This window comes from Pseudidiomarina sediminum DSM 21906 (genome assembly GCF_000423165.1).
GTDB lineage: Bacteria > Pseudomonadota > Gammaproteobacteria > Enterobacterales > Alteromonadaceae > Pseudidiomarina > Pseudidiomarina sediminum.
In genome coordinates this window covers 39,159-62,661 of sequence record NZ_KE383983.1, presented here as the reverse complement: position 1 = coordinate 62,661, position 23,503 = coordinate 39,159, and the positions used below count along the sequence as shown (strand labels likewise).

General features: G+C 48.2%; 23 protein-coding genes. 18 read left to right on the top strand and 5 right to left on the bottom strand.

The annotated features are described in order from the left end of the window. The first annotated feature begins 86 nt into the window (after positions 1-86). A complete protein-coding gene (locus G535_RS0105600; RefSeq protein ID WP_026861163.1) occupies positions 87-1,232 on the top strand; it encodes a dicarboxylate/amino acid:cation symporter in 1,146 nt (381 codons plus the stop codon). Then, entirely contained in the window at positions 1,213-2,898 is a 1,686-nt protein-coding gene (locus G535_RS0105595; protein ID WP_241970460.1) for an FUSC family protein, read from the top strand. Before G535_RS0105600 ends, G535_RS0105595 begins: the two co-directional genes overlap by 20 nt. Positions 2,899-2,949: 51 nt before the next feature. Here G535_RS0105595 and G535_RS0105590 read toward each other — a convergent pair whose 3' ends face one another. The 5 genes from G535_RS0105590 to G535_RS0105570 form a co-directional block, all read right to left on the bottom strand. Continuing rightward, positions 2,950-3,579 (bottom strand): YiaD family glycine zipper/OmpA-like lipoprotein, encoded by a 630-nt coding sequence (locus tag G535_RS0105590; protein WP_026861161.1) that lies wholly within the window; start codon positions 3,577-3,579, stop codon positions 2,950-2,952. Between the two features lie 77 nt (positions 3,580-3,656). After that, positions 3,657-4,784: a PQQ-dependent sugar dehydrogenase gene (locus G535_RS0105585; RefSeq protein WP_026861160.1), complete on the bottom strand. Its 1,128-nt coding sequence runs from the start codon at positions 4,782-4,784 to the stop codon at positions 3,657-3,659. Beyond that, complete coding sequence (locus G535_RS13010) at positions 4,781-5,239, bottom strand: hypothetical protein (protein WP_051206983.1); 459 nt, start codon at positions 5,237-5,239, stop codon at positions 4,781-4,783. Before G535_RS13010 ends, G535_RS0105585 begins: the two co-directional genes overlap by 4 nt. A gap of 20 nt (positions 5,240-5,259) precedes the next feature. Then, entirely contained in the window at positions 5,260-5,763 is a 504-nt protein-coding gene (locus tag G535_RS0105575; RefSeq protein ID WP_051206982.1) for a DUF6702 family protein, read from the bottom strand. Beyond that, a complete protein-coding gene (locus G535_RS0105570) occupies positions 5,753-8,194 on the bottom strand; it encodes a M1 family metallopeptidase (protein WP_026861158.1) in 2,442 nt (813 codons plus the stop codon). The genes G535_RS0105575 and G535_RS0105570 overlap by 11 nt, the downstream gene beginning before the upstream one ends. Before the next feature lie 147 nt (positions 8,195-8,341). On the opposite strand from G535_RS0105570, the gene G535_RS14155 reads away from it, so the two are divergent. The 16 genes from G535_RS14155 (at position 8,342) to glmU (ending at position 23,503) form a co-directional block, all read left to right on the top strand. Next, the gene (locus G535_RS14155; protein WP_169513603.1) at positions 8,342-9,787 is read left to right on the top strand and encodes a GGDEF domain-containing protein; all 1,446 of its coding nucleotides are present in this window, start codon (positions 8,342-8,344) and stop codon (positions 9,785-9,787) included. Positions 9,788-9,818: 31 nt separating this feature from the next. Beyond that, positions 9,819-10,268 carry a flavodoxin domain-containing protein gene (locus tag G535_RS0105560; protein ID WP_026861156.1) on the top strand — a complete coding sequence of 150 codons (450 nt, stop codon included), beginning with the start codon at positions 9,819-9,821 and terminating at the stop codon, positions 10,266-10,268. A gap of 380 nt (positions 10,269-10,648) precedes the next feature. Further along, positions 10,649-12,550, top strand: coding sequence for a tRNA uridine-5-carboxymethylaminomethyl(34) synthesis enzyme MnmG (gene mnmG, locus G535_RS0105555; protein ID WP_026861155.1), 1,902 nt, complete (start codon positions 10,649-10,651; stop codon positions 12,548-12,550). Positions 12,551-12,555: 5 nt separating this feature from the next. Further along, positions 12,556-13,176, top strand: coding sequence for a 16S rRNA (guanine(527)-N(7))-methyltransferase RsmG (gene rsmG / locus G535_RS0105550; RefSeq protein ID WP_026861154.1), 621 nt, complete (start codon positions 12,556-12,558; stop codon positions 13,174-13,176). A 4-nt stretch (positions 13,177-13,180) separates the two neighbouring features. Then, positions 13,181-13,978, top strand: coding sequence for a ParA family protein (locus G535_RS0105545; protein WP_026861153.1), 798 nt, complete (start codon positions 13,181-13,183; stop codon positions 13,976-13,978). Positions 13,979-13,992: 14 nt separating this feature from the next. Beyond that, positions 13,993-14,892, top strand: a complete 900-nt coding sequence (locus G535_RS0105540) for a ParB/RepB/Spo0J family partition protein (RefSeq protein WP_026861152.1) — start codon at positions 13,993-13,995, stop codon at positions 14,890-14,892. A gap of 74 nt (positions 14,893-14,966) precedes the next feature. Beyond that, a complete protein-coding gene (locus tag G535_RS0105535; protein ID WP_026861151.1) occupies positions 14,967-15,353 on the top strand; it encodes an ATP synthase subunit I in 387 nt (128 codons plus the stop codon). Between the two features lie 16 nt (positions 15,354-15,369). After that, on the top strand, positions 15,370-16,227 hold the full coding sequence (atpB, locus tag G535_RS0105530) for a F0F1 ATP synthase subunit A (RefSeq protein WP_026861150.1): 858 nt from the start codon (positions 15,370-15,372) through the stop codon (positions 16,225-16,227). Between the two features lie 55 nt (positions 16,228-16,282). Continuing rightward, entirely contained in the window at positions 16,283-16,516 is a 234-nt protein-coding gene (gene atpE, locus G535_RS0105525; protein ID WP_026861149.1) for a F0F1 ATP synthase subunit C, read from the top strand. A 47-nt stretch (positions 16,517-16,563) separates the two neighbouring features. Then, on the top strand, positions 16,564-17,034 hold the full coding sequence (gene atpF / locus G535_RS0105520) for a F0F1 ATP synthase subunit B (RefSeq protein WP_026861148.1): 471 nt from the start codon (positions 16,564-16,566) through the stop codon (positions 17,032-17,034). 18 nt (positions 17,035-17,052) lie between these two features. Beyond that, on the top strand, positions 17,053-17,586 hold the full coding sequence (gene atpH, locus G535_RS0105515) for a F0F1 ATP synthase subunit delta (RefSeq protein ID WP_026861147.1): 534 nt from the start codon (positions 17,053-17,055) through the stop codon (positions 17,584-17,586). Between the two features lie 14 nt (positions 17,587-17,600). Further along, complete coding sequence (atpA, locus tag G535_RS0105510; protein WP_026861146.1) at positions 17,601-19,142, top strand: F0F1 ATP synthase subunit alpha; 1,542 nt, start codon at positions 17,601-17,603, stop codon at positions 19,140-19,142. Between the two features lie 57 nt (positions 19,143-19,199). Continuing rightward, complete coding sequence (gene atpG / locus G535_RS0105505) at positions 19,200-20,072, top strand: F0F1 ATP synthase subunit gamma (RefSeq protein ID WP_026861145.1); 873 nt, start codon at positions 19,200-19,202, stop codon at positions 20,070-20,072. A 39-nt stretch (positions 20,073-20,111) separates the two neighbouring features. Further along, positions 20,112-21,497, top strand: coding sequence for a F0F1 ATP synthase subunit beta (gene atpD / locus G535_RS0105500; protein WP_026861144.1), 1,386 nt, complete (start codon positions 20,112-20,114; stop codon positions 21,495-21,497). Positions 21,498-21,513: 16 nt separating this feature from the next. Continuing rightward, positions 21,514-21,930 (top strand): F0F1 ATP synthase subunit epsilon, encoded by a 417-nt coding sequence (locus G535_RS0105495; protein WP_026861143.1) that lies wholly within the window; start codon positions 21,514-21,516, stop codon positions 21,928-21,930. 208 nt (positions 21,931-22,138) lie between these two features. Continuing rightward, the gene (gene glmU, locus G535_RS0105490) at positions 22,139-23,503 is read left to right on the top strand and encodes a bifunctional UDP-N-acetylglucosamine diphosphorylase/glucosamine-1-phosphate N-acetyltransferase GlmU (RefSeq protein ID WP_026861142.1); all 1,365 of its coding nucleotides are present in this window, start codon (positions 22,139-22,141) and stop codon (positions 23,501-23,503) included.

Genomic DNA, 23,503 nt, shown 5'->3' with positions numbered 1-23,503 from the left:
CACGCCAACAGACAGTGAAGACCCACTAGAAAATAGGTAGAATAGCGTCTACTTATAACTAGACATCGACAAGAGAAGCATCGACTATGGGTCTCATTATCAAACTTGTTTTGGGTATTATTGGAGGCGTGCTGGTTGGCCTTTACACCCCTCACTGGGTGTCACAACTGCTGCTTACCTTTAAAGAATTGTTCGGTCAGTTGCTATTCTTTACCATTCCCCTGCTGATTTTATTTTTTATCACCAGTGGTATCGCTGGTTTACCACGCAACTCCGGAAAGTTACTCGGCAAAACCCTCTCTATCGCGTACCTTTCAACGGTACTCGCGGGTACTTTAGCTTACTTTGTTGCTAGTTTGGTGGTTCCCCTGTTACGTAAAGTCGAGGGCGGAGTACAAGACGCGACAGGTACCGTACTCGAACCATTCCTCATGCTCGATTTGCCACCTGTATTCGGCATCATGACAGCATTGGTATTGGCATTCATTTTTGGTTTAGGGATTACCGTCACCCAAGCCCAACAACTCAAGCAAGTCTCTGATCAAGGACGTGACATCATCGAGTGGCTGCTCGGTCGCGTGATCATTCCATTGTTGCCATTTTACATCGCCGGTGTCTTTGCTGAAATGACGGTCGCAGGCACTGTGGTAAACACCCTACAAACGTTCGGTATCATTTTGGTCCTAGCAATTGCCTTGCACTGGGTCTATTTAACCACGATGTTTATCATCGCTGGCGTACGTTCAGGAGCAAACCCTGCGCGCCTGATCAAGAACATGCTACCGGCTTACTTTACCGCCTTGGGTACCATGTCTAGTGCAGCTACCATTCCCGTCACGCTGCGCAGTGCTAAAGCCAACAAGGTCAATGACGATGTTGCGAACTTCGTAGTTCCGCTCTGTGCTACCACACACTTAGCTGGCTCCACCATTACCATTGTCAGCTGTACCTTAGCCGTCATGTACCTGCAAGATGCCTTGGCCATACCGCCGTTCTTCACTATCTTGCCATTCATTTTGATGCTCGGTGTGGTTATGCTTGCAGCACCTGGCGTGCCTGGCGGCGCAGTGATGTCCGCCGTGGGTTTGTTAGGCTCAATGCTGGGCTTTGGTGAAACCGCAATCGCCTTGATGATCGCCTTGTACATGGCGCAAGATAGTTTTGGTACTGCCTGTAACGTGACTGGAGATGGAGCTATCGCACTCCTTGTTAATGAGCCAACTGAAACATAATTTTGCCAAATTAGGATTTGATTACTCGCGCTTCCGGTTCGGTTTCCGAACCGGGGTCGCCGCCTGCTTAGCACTTTTAATTGCTTGGGCTATGGGGCTTGAACATCCCCAGTGGTCGGCCATGACCGTGTGGGGGGTGTCCCAACCGACCCGAGGCTTACTGTTAGAAAAAGCCGGCTACCGGAGCTTAGGTACACTCATCGGTACCGCTGTGGGAATGCTGATCGTAGTGATCAGTGGCGATGACATTTTGATGGCAGCATTAGGGCTAACACTGTGGGTGACCATTTGTGTCTATATCGCCACCTTGCTACATGGCCTGATTGCCTATGGGGCGGTGCTCGCTGGTTACTCCTCGTCCATGGTAGTGCTCCTTGTCCGTACACCAGATGTGCTGATGCCACTTGGCATTGACCGCATGCTAACAGTGATGGTGGGCGTACTCACCGCCCTCGTTATTGGCTGGCTCTTTACCTATGCCCGAGCGGAACAAACCTTAGTGAATAAAATCCGGCGTCAAGCTGCAGAAACGCTCCGTTTGATGGCCCGTGCTTTTGACCAAGGTGCGGTTGGCGAATTGCCCATCCACGATCAAATTTCGACCCTTGCTCATTTAGAAACGCAGCTCAGTGATCACGGTTCAGGCTCACCGTCAGCACACCTTTCAGCCAAATTGTTTCGCCGTTTACTAAACGCCCAATTAGGTCTTCTGGCACAGCTCGAAACCTCGCAATTACAGATCGATAGCGCGCTTGCTGAGCTCTTGCGTGAATGCGCGCAAGCCTTAACCGATAACAATGCTGAATCAATACGCGCGGCTCTTGCACGCACCTACGCCTACTTAAAAACGAGCGAATTTACGTATGAATTTAACGACTTTTACAACGCCATTGAAGCCCGTTTAGAATTTCGTGAAAGTGGCAAAACCGCGCGTTCACCGACCTCAACTTATGCCCTGCTGCATCGCGATTGGCGCGGCGCGCAACAAGCAGCAATCCGTACCTTTACCGTCATGACCTTGATCAGTTGTGGCTGGGCCTACACGGGTTGGTTTCAATTAGCGTACTTACTGTTAGGCGCCAGCATTATGCTGACCTTATTCTCGGGGCATGAGAACCCCGCTAAAACCATGTATTACGTGTTTTTAGGGCAAACAGCTGGGGCGCTTACAGCAATCTTTATTCAAGCCTTTTTATGGCCACATACCGATTCCATATTAGCGATGTTACTTTGCTTAATGCCGGTTATTCTATTGGCTGGATTTCCGTTGGCACACAACCGCACCGCGCCCGGAGCGATGGACTTTAACTTAGTCTTCTTACTTTTAATGCAGCCAGCCTTACACTACCACTTTGACTGGACGGCCTCGGTCAGTATTGCCATCGCCGTCATTGCCGCGCCTTTGCTGGCAATGCTCAGTTATAAGATCCTATTCCCAACCAATTTACGCAGTCGCCAACGCCATATTATCAAGGCACTTGAGCGAGAATTAGTGGAAATGGATGAACGGGAGTTAACAGCAAACCAAATTGAGCGCTACCGGGCACGCTTTCACCACCGCCTCTTTAAGCTCTATCAAATGGCCGATAAATTAGGGGTAAATGACAAACTTACCTCGGCGCGCTACCTTGCCCGAGTGCAACACCAACTGAATCGTTACCATTAAAAAAGCGAGCTCTAAGGCTCGCTTTTCATTAGTGCTCTCCAACGATCAGGATTACTGACGGTTTGGCACAATACGTAATTCAACCCGACGGTTTTGTTGACGGCCGTTCACCGTATCATTCGATGCAATCGGCTGCGACTCACCGTAACCAATCACGGTCAAACGACGGGTATCAACGCCTTGACGCGCTAAATGGTTACTGACCGACCAAGCACGACTCTCAGAGAGTTGCTGGTTGTATTGCGCGGTACCTGTACTGTCGGTATGACCTTCAACAACCATTGTGGTTTTGTTGTACTGGTTCAGTACGCGTGCAACGTCCGCTAACACAGGATCGAAGTTGCTTGAAATCACTGAGCTGTCGGTCGCAAATGTAATGTTGCTCGGCATTTGCAAACGGATGGTATCGCCATCACGTACCACTTGTACGCCACTACCAGAGAGCTCTTCACGGAACTGTTGTTCTTGCTTGTCCATGTAATTACCAATGGCACTGCCAGCGAGTGCACCTACAGCGGCACCCCACACATAGCGACTTTTATCGTGATCGCCGGTTCCTTTACCAATCAACGCACCGGCTACAGCACCAATCGCCGCACCTTTTTGCGTATTGTTCATCGGTGTTTGACAACCCGCTAATAAAACTGAAGATGCCACAACAATCGGAATCCAAACTTTCATAAAGTTACCTCTTTGGCTTTTACGTTAGTATCTTTACAAAGTTAGCACATACGCCGCAGCTTTCCTGCTGACTTTACTTAATCTTTAGGCGCAGAGAGGCGTAACAAGCGCCCATTATCACTGTCTGTTAACAGCCAAATGGCACCATCGTCAGCCACAGCCACAGCACGCAAACGCGCCTCGTTTGAGGTGCGATATTCGGCCGCTACCTGCCAGGTGTCATGCTCTGGCATTAACACCTGCAAACGCTTACCAGCAAGGTGAGTGATCAACAGTCCACCTTGCCATTGTGGAAACATTGTACCTTGGTAGAGCGCCATATCTGCAGGCGCAAGCGACGGGGTCCAGTGATATTCAGGATCAACAACCCCAGGTAAGGCTTCATAGGGCGTTACCATTGCCCCAGTGTAATCAATCCCCAAGCTCACTATCGGCCAACCGTAATTACGGCCTGCTTGGAGACGATTTAATTCATCACCGCCGCGCGGACCGTGCTCATGTTGCCAAATTACCTTGCGTGTGGGGTCATAAACAATGCCTTGGCTATTGCGATGCCCGTAACTAAAAATCCGACCATCGGTTTTATCCGGAAATGGATTGTCCGCGGGGGCTTCACCGGTCATGGTCAAACGCACAACTTTGCCAAAATGATTTTCAAGGTTCTGCGCTTGCTCGCGATAATCGAAGCCATCGCCGAGGGTCAACAACAAGGTTTGATCCGGTAACCATGCCATGCGCCCCCCATAATGGGCCGCACCTTTACGCAACGGCCGGGCAGTAAACAACTTTTCGGTGGCTTGAGTGCGATAAGGCGTGGTCTTTGACAAGCGCGTCCGCGCCAAACACGTTGTGTTGGCATTGGGCGTGCCGCACGCATAACTTAAATAGAGCCAACGCGACGTAGCAAAGTCCGGCGCTAAGATCACGTCAAATAATCCACTTTGCCCTGCAACATACAATCCAGGCAATTGCAGGGGGACCTGAACCTTGGTGCCGTCATCCGCGACATGGATAAGCTGTCCCGTACGTTCAGTAACCAACCAACCGGCTTTACGTTCGGGTAACTGCACCAGTGCCCAAGGATAATCGAACCCAACAGCAATCTCATCGCTTATTACTGCGACCTCAGCGGCATGTACAGGAAAGGTGAGCTGCCCAAACAGCAACACACTCAGTATTAACATCGATTGTTTCAGTCGTTTCACACTACAGGGTCCTTTAGATCACGTACCGTCGGTCGCCACACACGATGAAAGAGCCAACCCGCAAGCCCTCCCGTTGCCGCCATTAATAACCACCCCGACCAACTACGCGTGGCCGCAATAAAGGTAGGCATTGGGGCCAACTCGTTCACAATGGCAAAACAAAGTAATAAGCCGATAAAACCAGCAAAAGTAAACCACAGCCGTTCAATGCCCTGAATAAAGTGCGCAACAAACCCGGCAACAGGTAAAGCAACAAGTAAAACAACCCCTAACATTGCTGCTAAAATTGGTGAAAAATTAATAATATCGTGGATTATCGTCGAAATTCGAACATCTATCGTGATGGGAACAGAAAGCTCAGCGAGGGCAGCTAAATTGAACTGTGTTTGCACAATGCTGCCAACCAAAGCACCCGATAGGACCGCACACAAAAATGCAATGACCACTCGGAACATCGTGCCTCCTTATTAAGGAATTAATCGTTAAAAGTTACAGACAACCACTCATCGTCCTTATTAAATTGTAGACTCTTAATCGCACCTTTGCCTTCAATGTTGACCAAGTTTTGTTGCGCAGGCCACAACTCTTGTAGTGCTTTTTGCCGCACACGCAGTTCAGTCAAGCCTGCAATCTGCGGCGTTTCTTGATACACCCAAAAATCGCGGCCATCGATTTGGTAGCCAACACTGGTCAATGGCAAAGCTTCCCCTGCCGCCGACTCCAGCGCAAAGGCTTGTAACACATAGGCCGCAAACAACGCACGTGTCGCTTCATCGGTATGAATATCCGCCTGCTTTTTATTAAACAACTCACCCACTGCGTGTTCTGCATCATGTAGAACAAAACGATGCATCACCTCAATGTTACCGGTGCGCTCATTAAACAAAATAGTGGTCACAGCTGATTTGAGCTGATGGGCAGCAAGGCTCCCCATCACCAACAACGTGCCTATAACAACCGCGAATACTCTAATCGTCATTGTTCACAGACTCTAATTCAGTCTTCGCATCTTGCATAAGATCACGGCGAATATGGTCGCTACCGCGCTGCGCTTTGAATGCCTCAATGCGTGACGGGATGATCTGCCGCGGGTAGTAGTTATTGTCAATTGCGACATCCGCAGTTTCCCAATTAGGATCGACCGCAAAACCAACCACTTCTTTATCGGTCACAATCAGCTTGCTGACCTGTTGTGGGTTGCGACGCCAGATTTCAGCAGGAATGCGATAATCTTCAGTCGAGCCATCAGCATAGGTCATTTGCAACAAGATCGGCATGACAAGACCACCAAGGTTGCTAAAGTCCAACACATAGTAGTTTTTATCTTCTGCCACCGCGCGCTCGAATACCCGCCGCTCCCATGGTTCCAGCTTGGCAAGAAAATCTTGGTACGCATTACGTTGCTTATTGGTTACCGTAAAACGGTCATTTTCATCATGGAAGTCACGAACATCAGGATTCATTTCGACCCACGTTTTACGCCCTTCTGCACGATTACGCGCGACAAAGAATGACGTTGGCTTATTCGCCTCTTCGTCACGACGACGCTGCCAATCGATGTCAGGATCTTGTGTATCAAGTCGTAACTTGTAAACACGATCAAGACTAATATCGACATGATCGGTGCTGTAGAACCAACCACGCCAGAACCAATCTAAATCAACACCTGACGCTTCTTCCATGGTACGGAAGAAATCTGCCGGCGTCGGACGCTTGAACATCCAACGTTGCGCATACTCTCTAAAGGCAAAATCAAACAGTTCACGGCCAAGAATCACCTCACGCAGAATATTCAACGCTACCGCAGGCTTAGTATAGGCATTAGGACCAAGACGAAGCACGCTATCCGACTGCGTCATAATCGGTACCTGTACCGATGACTTCATGTAATCAATAATACTACGCGCCTCAACACCCCAAGGAATAGAAGGGTCCCATTCACGTCCGGCCACGCCGTCTAAAAAGCTGTTGAGTCCCTCATCCATCCACGTCCACTGGCGCTCATCAGAGTTGACCACCATTGGAAAGTAAATATGACCAATTTCATGAATCACGACACCAATCAAAAACCGCTTTTCTGCTAACGAGTAGGTACGAGAACCGTCCTCTTGCAATTCCGTTCGCGGGCCATTGAACGTGATCATCGGATATTCCATACCACCGACAGGGCCATTGACCGATTGTGCGGTTGGATAAGGGTAGTCAAATGCGAAGCGACTGTAGACTTCCATCGTGTGAATTACCGATTCAGTGGAATACTTCTTCCACAGATCGCCACCTTCTTTTGGATAAAACGACATCGCTAATACTTCAGGCTGAACACTGCCGCCTTGCTGATAACCTTTCGCGTCCCAGATAAACTTACGCGATGAAGCCCAAGCAAAATCACGGACATTTTCAGCAACAAAACGCCAGGTTTTACGTTCGTTAGTGCCAGCCTTCTCGTTTTCTAGCGCTTCTTCTTCAGTTACGACAAAAACGGGACGTTTCGCATCTTTGGCTTGCTCCAAGCGACGGCGTTGTTCCGCCGTTAAGACTTGTTCAGGGTTTTGTAGCTCACCTGAAGCGGCGACGATGTGGTCGGCGGGCACATCAATGGAGACCTCAAAGTCACCGAACTCCATCGTAAATTCACCGCTACCTAGAAACTCTTTATTGGTCCACGCTTCATAATCCGTAAAAGCAGCTACCCGCGGATACCATTGCGCCAGTAAGAAAATGGCATTGCCACCTTCGCGCGCATCATCGGGAAAGAGTTCGTAGCCAGAGCGCGCATCCATAGCGTCTTCTTCGACGATGTTATAACCAAAATCGATGGCTAACTCAGTTGTTGCGCCCGGTCCAATCGGCTCTGCTAGATCAACACGCATGTTGGTGCCGACAATGGTAAAGCGTAACGGTGCTTCCTCGCCATTGGCCACGCGACTGATCACGAAGCCAAGCGCGTTATCACTCATAAATTGCTGGCGCCGCAAATCACCTAACGATAGTTTTGCCGGCGTATCGATGCCATCAAGACTAACTTCCGGACGGCTGCCAAATGTTGCGCTGCGTTCAGCTCTTGAATCACTACGAAAGATATTTTGATCCAACTGAATCCAAATGTATTTCAGCGTATACGGCGAGTTGTTGGTGTAGGTGATGGTTTCTGTCGCATCCAAACGACGCTTTTCTTCGTCCAAACGTACGTCGATGATGTAGTCCGCGCGTTGCTGCCAATAGTGTTCACCTGGTTCACCCGCTGCACTACGGTAAACATTCGGGGTAGGCAAAACTTCGTCCAATTGACGAAACTTGTCTTCAAAACTCCCTTTGGTCTGCTGAATCGCAGAGGCTTGGGCCAGATCACTCAGACCAAAACTAGTGAGTCCAACAAGGGTACAAACGAACCACAGAGAAATACGGTGCATGGGCGGTCTCTTTCAAATAAAGGTCGAAAAAAAGTACCAAAATTTGTACACAAACACCATTTCATTAATCGTAAAAACTTAACGTTTGTCGCTTTCATTACTTTACACTACGCTTATTTATGTGAAGCTACTGATATTGAGAACCCTGTGACCGCATTTATTCAGTCCTTTTCTGCCTCCTCGCTGCGTTACCTCGCGTTTATCGCACTGTGGTTGCTGGTGTGGTGGGCCGCTGTGCTCATGGAATACCTGCCCTATATCAGCCTTTGGTATCCACCTGCAGGGCTTTCTTTAGCAGCGTTTATTTTGATGGGAGCACGGGCTTTTTTCCCCGTACTTATGGCCAGTTTACTTGCCGGGTATTGGATGTACTTTATGGACGGCAGTAGCTTGTCTTTTGTTCAGCAATCGAACAATAGCTTAATGTTAGCCGCTGCCCATACCTGTGCATTTGCCATGGGTGGACTGTATTTTCGGAACACCATTCATCGCTGGCATACCCGACAGTTACCCCAACGTATTTTGTATTTTCTTATCATCACCATAGTGACAACCCTTGTGGGCGCCTGGTTTGGCGTGCTGGCGTTCTACGCCATCGGCAGTATGACGTGGGCACAAATCAGCCATAATTGGATTGCATGGTGGGTCGGTGATTTGGTCGGAGCTATGGTGCTGGCGCCGTTATTTATTCTCATTCTCAGCAGAGTTTGGAAACTCGACGTATCATGGCTCAAATCACGTGATGCCAACCCAATTAAAGCCAACGTCTACCGCGAACTTTGGAGTCGTAAACTCACGCTAATAATTACCATTGTCGCCATTGTCATGGTTGCCGATTATTACTACGAAGACCCAGCCATCGCCTACTTCATATTTTTTATCAGTCTGCCTCAGGCATGGCTGGTGTTTACCGAAAGCATGGAACACACGCTGATCAGTTTAGCAATCACCAGTACCTTGATTGCCATTTGGTTCGGGGTGATCGGCGTTACAGAACACGCATTGACCTATCAATTCGCCATGTGTGTTATTGCCGCAAACGCCTATTTCAGCTTGTCAGTACCCACCTTACTCAACCAAAACCGCCGACTCGACGCGAAAATAAAAGTTGATGCCTTAACCCAAGTTGCCACTCGAGAGCATTTCTTAAAGCAGGTTGAACATAAACTTGCGAGCAAACGTGAGCGTGACTTCCCTGTGTCTGTCGTATTGTTCGACATTGATCGTTTTAAAGTGATCAATGACACCTTTGGTCATTTAGTCGGTGATCAAGCCCTCGTCCTTGCCGCACAAAGCATACGATCAAACATCCGCGATTATGATCTGATTGCGCGCTATGGTGGCGATGAGTTTCTATTACTCCTGCCCGAGCAACGTCTTGAGCAAGCAACACTGACTGCAGAACGCCTCAAACACCAACTTCCAGCAATTGCGACCCCAAAAGGTATGGTACAACTCAACGCCAGCTTTGGGGTTGCAGAACTACAACCTAATGAAACTTTTGAAGACGCGTTCCAACGCGCCGATACAGCCTTATTGATCGCAAAGCGCAAAGGTAAGAACCAAGTGGTATCATCGGCGTCTCACGCCTAATAGAACCACTTAGCGATTACAGGATCCCACTATGGCAACCATCGACATTCTTGTTGGAACAACATCTGGCAATACCGAATATCTCGCTGATCAACTCAGTGAACAACTCGAACAAAACGGCCATACCACCCGGTTACACTACGAACCTGACTACACCGAACTCACTCAAGAGCTGACCCAAGAAAGCCTTTGGTTAGCCTGTATTGCAAGCCATGGTGCCGGTGACTATGGCGACAGCATGCTCGACTTTGCCGATGATCTGCACCAGCAACACGCCGACCTCGAGCCCTTACGCTATGCCGTGATCGCCGTTGGCGATAGCTGCTACGATACCTTCTGTAAAGCTGGACGCGACTTTGATCAAGAACTTGAGAAACGCAACGCAAAACGACTCGTTGAACGCCTTGAGATCGACATGGCAAATGACGATCCGGAGGAAAAAGCATCAACATGGTTAAATAGTTTCCTCCAAGCTTTGTGAGTAACAGCTGGATAAGATCCTTTGAGATCTGTAGATACACACTGTACAAACCTGTGAATAACTAAGCTTGTGGATAAACAGCCAAGTTATCCACGGTTTGATCAGAACAAGGATCAGGTATTGATCACAAGTTAACGGATCGTTTTGATCCTTATCAGACATGGCTTAGCGAACCTTATCCACAGAAATTCGAAAGCTAGTAGTAATAGTAATAAAAGATCAAAAAAAAGATCTTACTTATTTTATTTAGATCCTTTTTTAAAGCTGAACAAAATTTAACCGTTTCGATCTACGTCATTTCAAGTTAAACTATACGGCTAGGTTTTGCGGTGCATGACCCAACCCCATTTGCTTACGTTAGACGTTCTAGGATTACATTTATGTCGAATACCTCTACATACCATCAGCATTATGACGTTATTGTCATTGGTGGTGGACATGCTGGTACTGAAGCAGCTTTAGCAGCAGCTCGTATGGGCTGTCAGACATTACTTTTGACACATAACATCGAAACCTTAGGACAGATGTCATGTAATCCAGCCATTGGTGGTATTGGTAAAGGCCATCTTGTCAAAGAAATTGATGCGTTAGGCGGTGCTATGGCACACGCAGCAGATCGTGCTGGTATTCAATTTCGTACACTAAACTCTTCAAAAGGCCCAGCTGTTCGTGCCACACGAGCTCAAGCTGATCGTGAACTCTACAAAGCTGCCATTCGACGTTTTTTAGAAAACCAACCAAACCTAAGCTTATTCCAACAAGCTTGTGATGATCTGATCGTTGAGAATGATCGTGTGGTTGGTGTTATCACTCAAATGGGACTTAAGTTTTCTGCAAAAACTGTCGTATTAACCGTAGGAACTTTCCTTGGTGGCCAAATTCATATTGGTTTAGAAAACTACCAAGGTGGACGCGCTGGAGATCCTCCAGCAAATGCACTTGCGAAACGTTTACGTGAGTTACCTTTGCGCGTTGATCGTTTAAAAACGGGTACGCCACCACGTATTGATGCGAAATCAATCGACTTCACTGTAATGCAAGAACAACCGGGTGATACACCAACACCATTGTTCTCATTCATGGGAAAACCAGAAGATCATCCACAGCAGATCAGTTGTTATATCACGCATACGAACGATCAAACCCACGACATTATTCGTGGTGGTATGGATCGTTCACCTATGTATTCTGGGATTATTGAAGGCGTTGGACCACGTTACTGCCCTTCAATTGAAGACAAAGTAACCCGTTTTGCAGATAAAAATTCTCATCAAATCTTTGTCGAACCGGAAGGGCTCAATACTCACGAAGTCTACCCAAATGGTATTTCAACCAGTTTGCCATTTGACGTGCAAGTAGCCTTAGTTCGTTCAATCAAAGGTTTTGAAAATGCGCACATTACGCGCCCTGGTTACGCCATTGAGTACGATTACTTTGATCCTCGAGATCTCCAACAAACACTTGAGACCAAATACATTCAAGGGTTATTTTTTGCCGGCCAAATTAATGGCACCACAGGGTATGAAGAAGCTGGTGCACAAGGCCTCATCGCTGGTTTGAACGCTGCGCTACAAGCGCAAGATAAAGACGGTTGGGCGCCACGCCGTGATAATTCCTATATGGGTGTCTTGATCGATGATCTATCCACGCTTGGTACCAAAGAACCCTACCGAATGTTTACGTCACGTGCTGAATATCGCTTATTGTTGCGTGAAGACAACGCCGACATGCGTTTAACTGAGCAGGGTCGTGAACTTGGATTAGTGGATGATGCCCGCTGGCAACGTTTCAACGAAAAACTTGAAGCGATCGCGCAAGAACAACAACGTTTACGTAGCTCTTGGATCCACAAAGATCATCCTGCCGTTGCAGCAGTCAATGAATTGGTAAAAACACCGATCACCAAAGAAGTGAATGGTGAGGATCTGCTGCGACGTCCTGAAGTGACGTATGAGGCGATGATGGCAATTACTGATCTTGGTCCAGGTTTAAGCGATCGTGAAGCCGCTGAACAAGTTGAAATTCAAACCAAATACGCAGGATATATTGCGCGTCAGCAAGACGAGATCGCTAAGCAGCAACGCCATGAAACTACGCAGCTGCCTCTAGGGTTTGATTACGCTGGCATTAAAGGACTATCGAATGAAGTGATCGCTAAATTAAATGAGCATCAACCAGAAACCGTCGGCAAAGCCGCACGTATTTCGGGAGTCACACCAGCAGCGATTTCAATGTTGTTGGTGCATTTGAAAAAACAAGGACTGTTACGGAAAAGCGCCTAATGACATTGCAACAAAAATTAACGCAACTGCTCGATGCAGCTCACTTGGACATTGCTGCATCGCAGCAACAGCAGTTGGTGCGTCTGGTAGAGTTGCTCAACAAATGGAATAAAGCTTACAATCTAACTTCGGTACGCGACCCGATGCAAATGGTCAGTCGCCATATTGTGGATAGTTTGGTAGTGTTACCTTACCTCTCAGGTCAACGCTTTATTGACGTGGGTACGGGGCCAGGCCTTCCGGGCTTACCTCTAGCCATTGCACAGCCCGATAAAGAATTTGTGTTGTTAGATAGTTTGGGCAAACGCATTCGTTTTATTCGCCAGGTTTGTCATGAACTGGGTCTTAAAAATGTAAATGCTGTGCAAAGTCGAGTGGAAGACTATCAACCAGAAACTAAATTTGATGGTGTCATCAGTAGAGCCTTCGCATCGCTTAGTGATATGCTCACTTGGTGCCAGCATTTACCGCAGCCTCAAGGTCACTATTTTGCCTTAAAAGGTCAGTATCCTGAGGCTGAAATTGCAGCTTTGCCAACCGCGTTTAAGGTTGAAGACGTTTTCGCATTAGATGTGCCTGAGGTGGACGCTGAACGTCATCTCGTCATTATCTCAACAAGAGGTTAATTCCGTGGGTAGAGTAATTGCCATAGCAAATCAAAAAGGCGGAGTCGGTAAAACGACGACAGCTGTCAATTTGGCTGCGTCCATGGCCGCCACCCGTCGTAAAGTGCTCTTGATTGATCTTGACCCACAGGGCAACGCAACTATGGGGAGTGGTGTCGATAAATACGACGTGGAGAACACTGCCTATGAACTCTTGGTTGAGCAAAAACCCTTGCAAGACGTGGTCGTCACCGATACCAATGGCAAGTACCATTTGGTTGCTGCCAATGGTGATGTAACTGCTGCTGATGTGAAATTAATGGAAGAGTTTGCCCGCGAACAACGCTTGGCGAACGCTTTGAAACCGGTACTCGATCACTACGATTTTGTGTTTATCGACTGTCCGCCGTCATTGAGCATGTTAACTGTTAATGCGATGGCAGCAGCCGATTCAATTTTAGTGCCGATGCAATGTGAATATTACGCGCTAGAAGGACTTACCGCGTTAATGGATACCATTGAGCGCTTGGCCGAAGCTGTGAACCCTCGCTTACAAATCGAAGGTATTTTGCGTACCATGTACGACCCACGCAATCGCCTTGCGAATGATGTTTCGGAACAGTTGAAAGCCCATTTTGGCGATAAAGTGTACCGAACTGTGATCCCACGTAACGTACGTTTAGCAGAAGCACCTAGCTTTGGTGCTCCGGCCATGTACTACGATAAATCATCGACAGGGGCGAAAGCATATTTATCCCTCGCTGGCGAATTGATTCGTCGTGCGGAACAACAAAAGAAAGCCGACGCAGCGGCTGAAGCTTAAGGAACCAACGCTTTATGTCTGCCAAAAAACGAGGACTAGGACGCGGTCTAGATGCGTTATTAACGACCAGCAAGAATGTGCGAGAGCATGAGCAACCAGCGGTCGATGACGTGGAAGATTTAACCAAAGGTGAATTGCAAAAATTACCGATTGAATTCTTGCAGCCGGGTAAATACCAGCCTCGTAAAGATATGTCACCAGAAGCACTGGAAGATCTTGCCGCGTCAGTGAAAGCGCAAGGTATCATTCAGCCGATTGTGGTGCGTGAAATTGGCAAAGATCGCTATGAAATTATTGCTGGTGAGCGTCGTTGGCGCGCTGCACAGATGGCGCGTTTGGAAGATGTTCCATGCTTAGTGAAAGCGGTTCCAGATGAAGCTGCAGTGGCGATTGCGTTGATTGAGAACATTCAACGTGAAGATTTAAATGCGATGGAAGAAGCCACCGCATTACAACGTTTGTTAGAAGAGTTTCAACTTACCCATCAAGAAGTTGCTGACGCTGTTGGGAAATCGCGCGCAACAGTAACGAACTTGCTGCGGTTGAATAATTTAGAACAAGAAACCAAAACCCTTCTTGAGCGTGGCGATATTGAACTTGGTCACGCCAAACTCCTCCTTGCCCTTCAGGGTGATCAACAAAGCGACGTCGCGCGGACTATTGCCGCGAAAGGGATGACCGTACGTGAAGCTGAAAAGCTGGTGCGAGCGACGCTAGAGCCGAAAAAGGCACCTGCGCCAAAACAGCCAGATGCGGATATTCAACGGTTAGAACAACGTCTTAGCGAACGTCTAGGTGCTGCAGTAGCGATCAACCATGGCCGTAAAGGCAAAGGTAAAGTGGTCATTAATTACAGTAGTTTAGACGAGCTCGATGGCATCCTTACTCACTTTCAAGCGAGTGAAGACGCTTAATTGGCTTGCATTTTGTTGCAATTAAAACGCAAATCTTTATACTATCGCGGGCTTTTAGCCGAGGTTTGAAGCACGTGAGTGAGACGTTAACAAAAACCGGAAAACAACTCGCAATTAAACTGTTGCGCGTTCAAGCAGGCGCCTTATTTTTATTGGCCTGTACGTTTTCTTTGGTGACATCGTATGAATATTTTTGGGGTGTTGTTGGCGGCGGTGTAGCCGTGATGATTCCGACAGCACTCTTTGCATGGCGCGTTTTTGCCAAAGGCGGCGCGCGTGCGGCGCAACAAGTCGTCAGTAATTTTTATGCCGGTGAGGCTTTGAAGTTAAGCCTTACCGTGGTCTTGCTAATAGGCCTGCTCGTGTTCACTTCGCTCCCGCTGGTTGCGGTTAGTAGCGGTTACGTAGCAGTGCTTGTTGTGCAATGGCTGGCACCGATTTTGTTTTTAAAATCAACTTAAAATTGTGGGAATTAAGATGGCTGCAGAAGAGTTAACGCTCCAAGGCCACATTCAGCACCACTTAACGAACGCCAAGATGTGCTCGACCGAAAATGGTATTGAGTTCAACAAAGCGTGTAGTGAAGCAGGTTTCTGGACGTGGCACATTGACACACTCGCTTGGTCGATCGGACTAGGCATCCTGTTCTTAATGATTTTCCGTAGCGCAGCGAAGAAAGCAGACACCGGCGTGCCGGGTAAGCTGCAGTGCTTTATCGAAATGCTCGTTGAATTCGTTGGTGACAACGTTCGCGATACCTTCCACGGAAAGAGTAAATTGATCGCGCCATTGGCGTTAACCATCTTCGTCTGGGTTTTCCTGATGAACTTGATGGATTTGATCCCAGTTGACTTCTTGCCAGCATTTGCCGGTTGGGTCGGCGCGACCTTCTTCGGAATGGACTCGCACGATGTGTACATGAAGATTGTACCTACGGTCGATATTAATATGACCGGTGCCCTCGCCCTTGGCGTGTTCTTACTGATGATTGGCTACGGTATTCGCATGAAAGGCATCGTCGGCTTTATTAAAGAGCTTACCTTGCACCCATTCAGCGCTAAAAACGTCTTCGTACAAGCCCTATTGGTTCCATTTAACTTAATTTTGGAAATCATCGCGCTAATTGCGAAGCCGTTCTCATTGGCACTACGTTTGTTCGGTAACATGTATGCTGGTGAGCTGATCTTCATCTTGATTGGTGCGATTGGCTTGTTCCAGTTGCCATTGCATTTCGTTTGGGCGGTATTCCACATTCTGGTTATCACGCTGCAAGCGTTCGTATTTATGATGCTGACCATTGTTTACTTGAGTATGGCCAGCTCAGAAAGCCACTAGTTTTTGTAATTAACGTTTATTTTTTAACTTAACCTTTGAAATATCGGAGAAAATCATGGAACTAATGTTAGGTCTTAAATATATCGCTGTAGCATTGTTGATCGGTTTCGGTGCAATCGGTACTGGTATCGGTTTCGGTAACATGGGCGGTAAATTCTTGGAAGCGTGTGCACGCCAGCCAGAATTAGCACCTTCATTGCAAGTTAAAATGTTCATCTTGGCGGGTCTGATCGATGCGGTAGCAATGATCGGTGTTGGTATCGCCATGGTTCTGTTGTTCGTTCTTTAAGGCTCGGTACTTTTTTCGAACAACTGAACGAATAGGAGGGTGGGTCGATGAATATTACCATGACCCTAATCGGTGAATTAATCGCGTTTATCGTCTTCGTGCTGTTCTGCATGAAGTTTGTTTGGCCACCGCTGAACAATGCGATTGAAGCTCGTCAGAAAAAGATTGCTGATGGCCTTGCTGCAGGTGAAAAAGCTGAGAAAAGCTTGGAACAAGCGCAAGCCAAAATCGCTGACGAACTTAAAGACGCGAAAGCGCAAGCTGCTGAAATCATTGCTCAGGCGAAAAAACGCGCCGATGAGTCGATTGAAGACGGCAAGAAGCGTGGCGAGCAAGAGCGCGAGAAAATCGTTGCTGCCGGTCATGCGGAAGTCGAAGCTGAGCGCAACCGCTTACGCGAAGAGCTACGCAAGCAAGTTGCTGTATTGGCAGTTGCTGGTGCTAGCAAAATTATTGAGCGTGAAATTGATCAAAACGCTCACAGCGACATCGTTGAAAAACTGGTCGCTGAACTCTAACCAAAGGGGTTTGTGCAAATGTCAGAATTGACTACGGTTGCTCGCCCCTATGCAAAAGCAGCTTTTGATTTTGCACTAGAGCAAGGCGCTATCGAAAAGTGGCATGAGATGATCGTTTTCGCTGCAGCAGTAGCAAAAGACGAAGCTATGGCAACTTTTTTGAGTAGCGCCGAAACGCTAGATAAGAAGGTAGAAGTTTTCATTAACGTCTGCGGCGAACAGTTGGATGAAAAAGGCCAAAATTTCGTACGTTTGATGGCGGAAAATGACCGCTTGAAAGCTCTCCCTGCTGTGGAAAAACTGTACAGCGAATTCCGTGCCGATTACGAGCGCGAAATCGCAGTAGATGTAACCGCTGCTGTCGAATTGACACAGCAACAGCAGGACAATCTAGCACAAACGTTAGAAAAACGTTTTTCACGCAAAGTTAAGCTGAATTGCAGTGTCGATGCAGCGATTGTCAGTGGCTTATACATTAAAGCTGGTGACACCGTGATTGACGGTACGGTGCGCGGTAAGCTCGAACGGCTTACTCATGCACTGCAATCCTAATTGGGGACTTGAGCATGCAACTGAATTCAAATGAAATCGCAGAACTGATCAAAAAACGTATTGAACAGTTCGAAGTGGTCAGTGAAGCTCGTAACGAAGGTACTATCGTTTCTGTAACCGACGGTATCATCCGCATTCATGGCCTTGCTGACTGTATGCAAGGTGAGATGATTGAGCTTCCTGGCAATCGTTACGCTATCGCGTTGAACTTAGAACGTGATTCTGTAGGCGCCGTAGTTATGGGTCCATATGCGGACCTGCAAGAAGGCGTAAAAGTAAAATCAACCGGCCGTATCTTGGAAGTACCAGTAGGTCGTAACTTGCTAGGTCGTGTTGTAAACACCCTAGGTGAGCCGATCGATGGTAAAGGTCCAATCGACGCGGACGGTTTTGAACCTGTTGAAAAAATCGCACCTGGCGTTATCGAACGTCAATCGGTTGATCAGCCAGTACAAACTGGTTACAAATCTATCGATGCGATGATTCCAATCGGTCGTGGCCAGCGTGAGTTGGTGATCGGTGACCGTCAAACGGGTAAAACCGCTTTGGCAGTTGACGCCATCATTAACCAGAAAGACTCTGGCATTAAGTGTGTGTACGTAGCTATCGGTCAGAAAGCATCGACCATCGCTTCAGTGGTACGCAAACTTGAAGAGCACGGCGCATTGGAAAACACCATTGTAGTTGCAGCATCTGCTTCTGAATCAGCAGCGTTGCAATACTTGGCAGCCTACTCAGGTTGTACCATGGGTGAATACTTCCGTGACCGCGGTGAAGACGCGTTGATCGTCTATGATGACTTGTCGAAGCAAGCTGTTGCTTATCGTCAAATCTCATTGTTGCTACGTCGTCCGCCAGGTCGTGAAGCTTACCCAGGTGACGTGTTCTATCTACACTCACGCTTACTTGAGCGTGCAGCACGTGTTAATGCTGACTACGTTGAGAAGTTCACCAACGGTGAAGTGAAAGGCAAAACCGGTTCATTGACTGCGTTGCCAATCATCGAAACCCAAGCGGGTGACGTATCAGCGTTCGTACCAACCAACGTGATTTCAATCACCGACGGTCAGATCTTCTTGGAAACTGACTTGTTCAACGCTGGTATCCGCCCTGCTGTTAACGCAGGTATCTCGGTATCGCGTGTTGGTGGTGCAGCACAGACCAAGATCGTTAAGAAGCTTGGTGGTGGTATTCGTTTGGCATTGGCCCAGTATCGTGAACTTGCAGCGTTCGCGCAGTTTGCTTCTGACCTTGATGAAGCAACGCGTGCACAGCTTGAGCACGGTCAACGTGTCACCGAATTGATGAAACAGAACCAATATGAGCCAATGAGTGTTGCGGAAATGGCAGTGTCTATTTTCTCAGCTGAAAAAGGCTACCTCAAAGATGTGGCGCAGGACAAAATCCTCGACTTTGAAAGTGCGTTAATTGCGTACATGAAGAGCGAGCACGCCGATCTGATGGCTGATATTGATAAAACTGGCAACTATAACGACGACATCGAAGCTAAGCTGCATGAAGGTTTGAAAACCTTCAAACAAACGCAGTCTTGGTAAAGAGCAGTGGCCGCTTTCACAAGTGGCCACACGTCGTTGAGTTAACAGGAGATTATCATGGCCGGCGGTAAAGAGATAAAAACCAAGATCGGGAGTATTAACAATACTCAGAAGATCACTAGCGCAATGGAAATGGTTGCTGCGTCGAAAATGAAAAAGGCGCAGGAACGGATGGCTTCAAGTCGTCCGTATGCCGATAGCATTCGCAAAGTGATCGGCCATGTTGCCCATGCCAACCTCGAATATAAGCATCCGTTCCTTGAAGAACGTGCTGTGAAGCGAGTTGGCTATATCGTCATTTCAACCGACCGTGGTTTGTGTGGCGGCTTGAACACTAACGAATTTAAAGCGGTAGTGAAGCATGCCCAAGCACAGCAAGAAAACGGTGTGGAAGTTGATTTCGCGGCGATTGGCAGCAAGGCAACGGGTTTCTTTAAACGCTTTGGAGGCCGTTTACTGGCGCAAACGTCAGGTCTTGGTGATAAGCCAAGCGTGACCGATGTGCTCGGCACCGTGCAAGTGATGCTTAAAGCTTTCGACGAAGGCAATATCGATCGCCTTTACGTGGTGTACAACAAGTTTGTCAACACCATGAAGCAAGAGCCAACGATAGCGCAATTGCTACCGTTGCCAAAAGCTGAAGGCGAAGAGCGCGAGCGCGTGCAATCAGGTAGCTGGGACTACCTGTACGAGCCAGGCCCACAAGCCATTTTGGATACCTTGATTCGTCGTTTCGTTGAATCAACAGTGTACCAAGGCGTGGTGGACAACATCGCTAGTGAACAGGCAGCGCGGATGGTGGCAATGAAAGCCGCTACCGACAACGCCGAAGACCTCATTGATCAGTTGCAGCTTGTGTACAACAAAGCACGTCAAGCAGCGATCACGCAGGAAATTTCGGAAATTGTATCGGGCGCCGAAGCGGTTTAAGGCGAAGCTTGCAAGAATTTTAGAGTTAGAGGAAATGTCATGAGTCAAGGTAAGGTCGTGCAAATTATTGGCGCGGTTGTGGATATCGAATTTCCACAAGACGCAGTGCCAAAGGTATACGACGCGCTGAAGGTGACCGACGGTGACCTCAAGGGTTTGACCTTGGAAGTTCAGCAGCAGCTAGGTGGTGGTATTGTGCGTGGTATCGCACTTGGTACTACTGATGGCTTGCGTCGTGGTATCAACGTAGAAAACACCGGTGAACCTATCATGGTACCAGTGGGTAAACAGACCCTCGGTCGTATCATGAACGTATTGGGTGACCCAATTGATGAAGCGGGCGACATCGGCGAAGAAGAGCGTATGTCAATCCACCGCGAAGCACCTTCGTATGAAGAGCAGTCAAACGCAACTGAGCTGTTAGAGACCGGTATCAAGGTAATCGACTTGATTTGTCCGTTCGCTAAGGGTGGTAAAGTTGGTTTGTTCGGTGGTGCTGGTGTTGGTAAAACCGTAAACATGATGGAGCTTATCCGTAACATCGCTATCGAGCACAGCGGCTACTCAGTATTCGCAGGTGTTGGTGAGCGTACGCGTGAGGGTAACGACTTCTATCACGAGATGAAAGATTCAAACGTACTCGACAAAGTAGCATTGGTCTACGGTCAGATGAACGAGCCACCGGGTAACCGTTTGCGCGTTGCATTGACAGGTTTGACCATGGCGGAAAAATTCCGTGACGAAGGTCGTGACGTTTTGTTCTTCGTAGATAACATCTACCGTTACACCCTAGCCGGTACCGAAGTATCTGCATTGTTGGGTCGTATGCCATCTGCAGTAGGTTATCAGCCTACCCTTGCAGAAGAAATGGGTGTACTGCAAGAACGTATCACTTCAACCAAGACAGGTTCAATCACGTCAATCCAGGCCGTATACGTACCTGCGGATGACTTGACTGACCCATCACCAGCTACCACGTTCGCTCACTTGGATGCGACCGTAGTATTGTCACGTGATATCGCGTCTTTGGGTATCTACCCAGCGGTTGATCCACTTGATTCAACTTCACGTCAGCTTGACCCGCAAGTTATCGGTAAAGAGCACTATGAAGTTGCCCGTGGTGTGCAATCAGTATTGCAGCGTTACAAAGAACTGAAAGACATCATCGCGATCTTGGGTATGGACGAGTTATCTGAAGAAGACAAGATGACCGTTTCACGTGCACGTAAGATCCAGCGTTTCTTGTCACAGCCGTTCTTCGTAGCAGAAGTATTCACCGGTTCACCTGGTAAATACGTCTCTTTGAAAGACACCATTGCTGGCTTTAAAGGCATCTTAGGCGGTGATTACGACGACCTTCCAGAACAAGCGTTCTACATGGTTGGCAGCATCGAAGAAGCGGTCGAAAAAGCCAAGAAAATGTAAGGACCGGGAGGTTTAAATGGCAGCAAAAACTGTACACCTTGACGTGGTCAGCGCCGAAGACAGCTTGTTTACTGGCGCCGTTGAGACCGTGCAAGTGACCGGTAGCGAAGGTGAGTTGGGTATCTACCCTGGTCACGCGCCTCTTATCACGCAAATCAAACCAGGTATGGTTCGTGTCGTGAAAGAAGGCGGTGAAGAAGAAATCATCTACGTTGCTGGTGGTGTGCTGGAAGTGCAGCCTCACAACGTCACGGTTTTGGCTGATACAGCCGTTCGCGGTGAAGAGCTTGATGAACAACAAGCTCTTGATGCGAAGAAACGCGCTGAAGAAGCAATCGCAGATTCAAGTTCTGACCTCAGCTACGCAGAAGCTGCGGCAGAATTGTCTCGGGCGTTGGCACAATTGCAGATTATTCGTAAATTACGTAAATAATAGGCACCAGCCCAAAGTAACTCGTAAAAGCCCATTCGTTTTCGGATGGGCTTTTTTGTCTTTACGGCAGGAGCCGAAAGAGCTTCCGAAAAGATTCTGCAAAGGCACTAAAGCAGTGGTTTTCGGAAGGTTTTTCACCTGTTAATTTGACGCAATACCGCTAAAATAAGCGGATTATTTATTTAACCAGCATTCAAGGGACGGACCCATGTCATTAAGTGTAGTCGTGTTGGCCGCCGGAAAAGGCACACGTATGCGGTCGGCATTGCCGAAAGTACTCCACCCCGTCGCCCATAAACCTATGGTGCAGCATGTGATTGATGCTGCGCGCAATTTGCAATCCGACGCGATTCACGTGATCTACGGTCATGGCGCGGAGGCGTTGTTGGAGCGCTTAGGCGAGCAGCAACTGAACTTTGTCGAGCAAGCCGAGCAACTCGGTACAGGACATGCTGTACAACAGGTCGTCCCCCACGTTGGTGACGACGAGCACGTGTTAATTTTGTATGGTGATGTACCGCTTACCCGCGTCGCTACGCTTGAACAGTTGGTTGCAGCAGGGCGTGATACTGAGTTGGCGTTGCTGACGGTTACGCTTCCGGATCCAACCGGCTATGGACGTATCTTGCGTGATGCTGATGGCAAGATCACCGGTATCGTTGAACAAAAAGATGCCACACCCGAGCAGTTGCAGGTTTGTGAAGCCAACACCGGCATGATGTTGGTGCAAGGCAAGGCCCTAAAACGCTGGCTAAGCCAGTTATCCAACGATAACGCACAAGGGGAATACTACCTGACGGATATCGTTGCTATGGCCTCGGCAGAGGGCGTAAACATCGCTTCAACTCAACCTCAGGACATTCATGAGGTAGAAGGCGCCAATAACCGTGTACAACTGGCCGCACTTGAACGTGCTTACCAACAGCGCCAAGCCGAACAATTGATGATTGATGGTGCGACTCTCCTTGACCCAGCGCGCATTGACGTACGTGGTAAGGTACAGATTGCCAATGACGTGGTGATTGACGTGAATGTTATTTTCGAGGGCGATGTGGAACTTGGCGAAGGTGTTGTCATCGAAAGTCACTGTATTTTACGCAATTGCCGTATTGCCGCCGGTACACGGATTAAGTCGCACAGCATTGTTGAAGATGCTGATGTGGCGGAACACTGCGAAGTAGGTCCATATGCGCGCTTACGTCCAGGCTCGATTCTCGAGCAAGGCGCTAAAGTCGGCAACTTTGTCGAAATGAAGAAAAGTAGATTAGGCAAAGGTTCGAAAGCGAATCACCTCACCTACTTAGGTGATGCGGTGATTGGCGCACAGGTGAATATTGGTGCCGGCACCATCACCTGTAATTATGATGGGGTGAATAAGTCGACCACAACCATAGCTGATGGCGCTTTTATTGGCTCCAACAGCTCTTTGGTCGCACCGGTACGTATCGGTAAGCTTGCCACTGTGGGTGCAGGTTCAACCATCACTAAGGATGTCGAGGACGACGAGCTGGCGATCGCTCGTGGGAAACAACGTAATCTTACTGGCTGGCAACGGCCTCAGAAAAAGGGATAA

Bases quoted from the DNA above. Each gene is read 5' to 3' on its own strand.
- G535_RS0105600 (WP_026861163.1), top strand. From the start codon at position 87: ATGGGTCTCATTATCAAACTTGTTTTGGGTATTATTGGAGGCGTGCTG.
- G535_RS0105595 (WP_241970460.1), top strand. From the start codon at position 1,213: ATGAGCCAACTGAAACATAATTTTGCCAAATTAGGATTTGATTACTCG.
- G535_RS0105590 (WP_026861161.1), bottom strand. From the start codon at position 3,579: ATGAAAGTTTGGATTCCGATTGTTGTGGCATCTTCAGTTTTATTAGCG.
- G535_RS13010 (WP_051206983.1), bottom strand. From the start codon at position 5,239: ATGTTCCGAGTGGTCATTGCATTTTTGTGTGCGGTCCTATCGGGTGCT.
- G535_RS0105575 (WP_051206982.1), bottom strand. From the start codon at position 5,763: ATGACGATTAGAGTATTCGCGGTTGTTATAGGCACGTTGTTGGTGATG.
- G535_RS0105570 (WP_026861158.1), bottom strand. From the start codon at position 8,194: ATGCACCGTATTTCTCTGTGGTTCGTTTGTACCCTTGTTGGACTCACT.
- G535_RS0105560 (WP_026861156.1), top strand. From the start codon at position 9,819: ATGGCAACCATCGACATTCTTGTTGGAACAACATCTGGCAATACCGAA.
- mnmG (WP_026861155.1), top strand. From the start codon at position 10,649: ATGTCGAATACCTCTACATACCATCAGCATTATGACGTTATTGTCATT.
- G535_RS0105540 (WP_026861152.1), top strand. From the start codon at position 13,993: ATGTCTGCCAAAAAACGAGGACTAGGACGCGGTCTAGATGCGTTATTA.
- atpB (WP_026861150.1), top strand. From the start codon at position 15,370: ATGGCTGCAGAAGAGTTAACGCTCCAAGGCCACATTCAGCACCACTTA.
- atpE (WP_026861149.1), top strand. From the start codon at position 16,283: ATGGAACTAATGTTAGGTCTTAAATATATCGCTGTAGCATTGTTGATC.
- atpF (WP_026861148.1), top strand. From the start codon at position 16,564: ATGAATATTACCATGACCCTAATCGGTGAATTAATCGCGTTTATCGTC.
- atpH (WP_026861147.1), top strand. From the start codon at position 17,053: ATGTCAGAATTGACTACGGTTGCTCGCCCCTATGCAAAAGCAGCTTTT.
- atpA (WP_026861146.1), top strand. From the start codon at position 17,601: ATGCAACTGAATTCAAATGAAATCGCAGAACTGATCAAAAAACGTATT.
- atpG (WP_026861145.1), top strand. From the start codon at position 19,200: ATGGCCGGCGGTAAAGAGATAAAAACCAAGATCGGGAGTATTAACAAT.
- atpD (WP_026861144.1), top strand. From the start codon at position 20,112: ATGAGTCAAGGTAAGGTCGTGCAAATTATTGGCGCGGTTGTGGATATC.
- G535_RS0105495 (WP_026861143.1), top strand. From the start codon at position 21,514: ATGGCAGCAAAAACTGTACACCTTGACGTGGTCAGCGCCGAAGACAGC.
- glmU (WP_026861142.1), top strand. From the start codon at position 22,139: ATGTCATTAAGTGTAGTCGTGTTGGCCGCCGGAAAAGGCACACGTATG.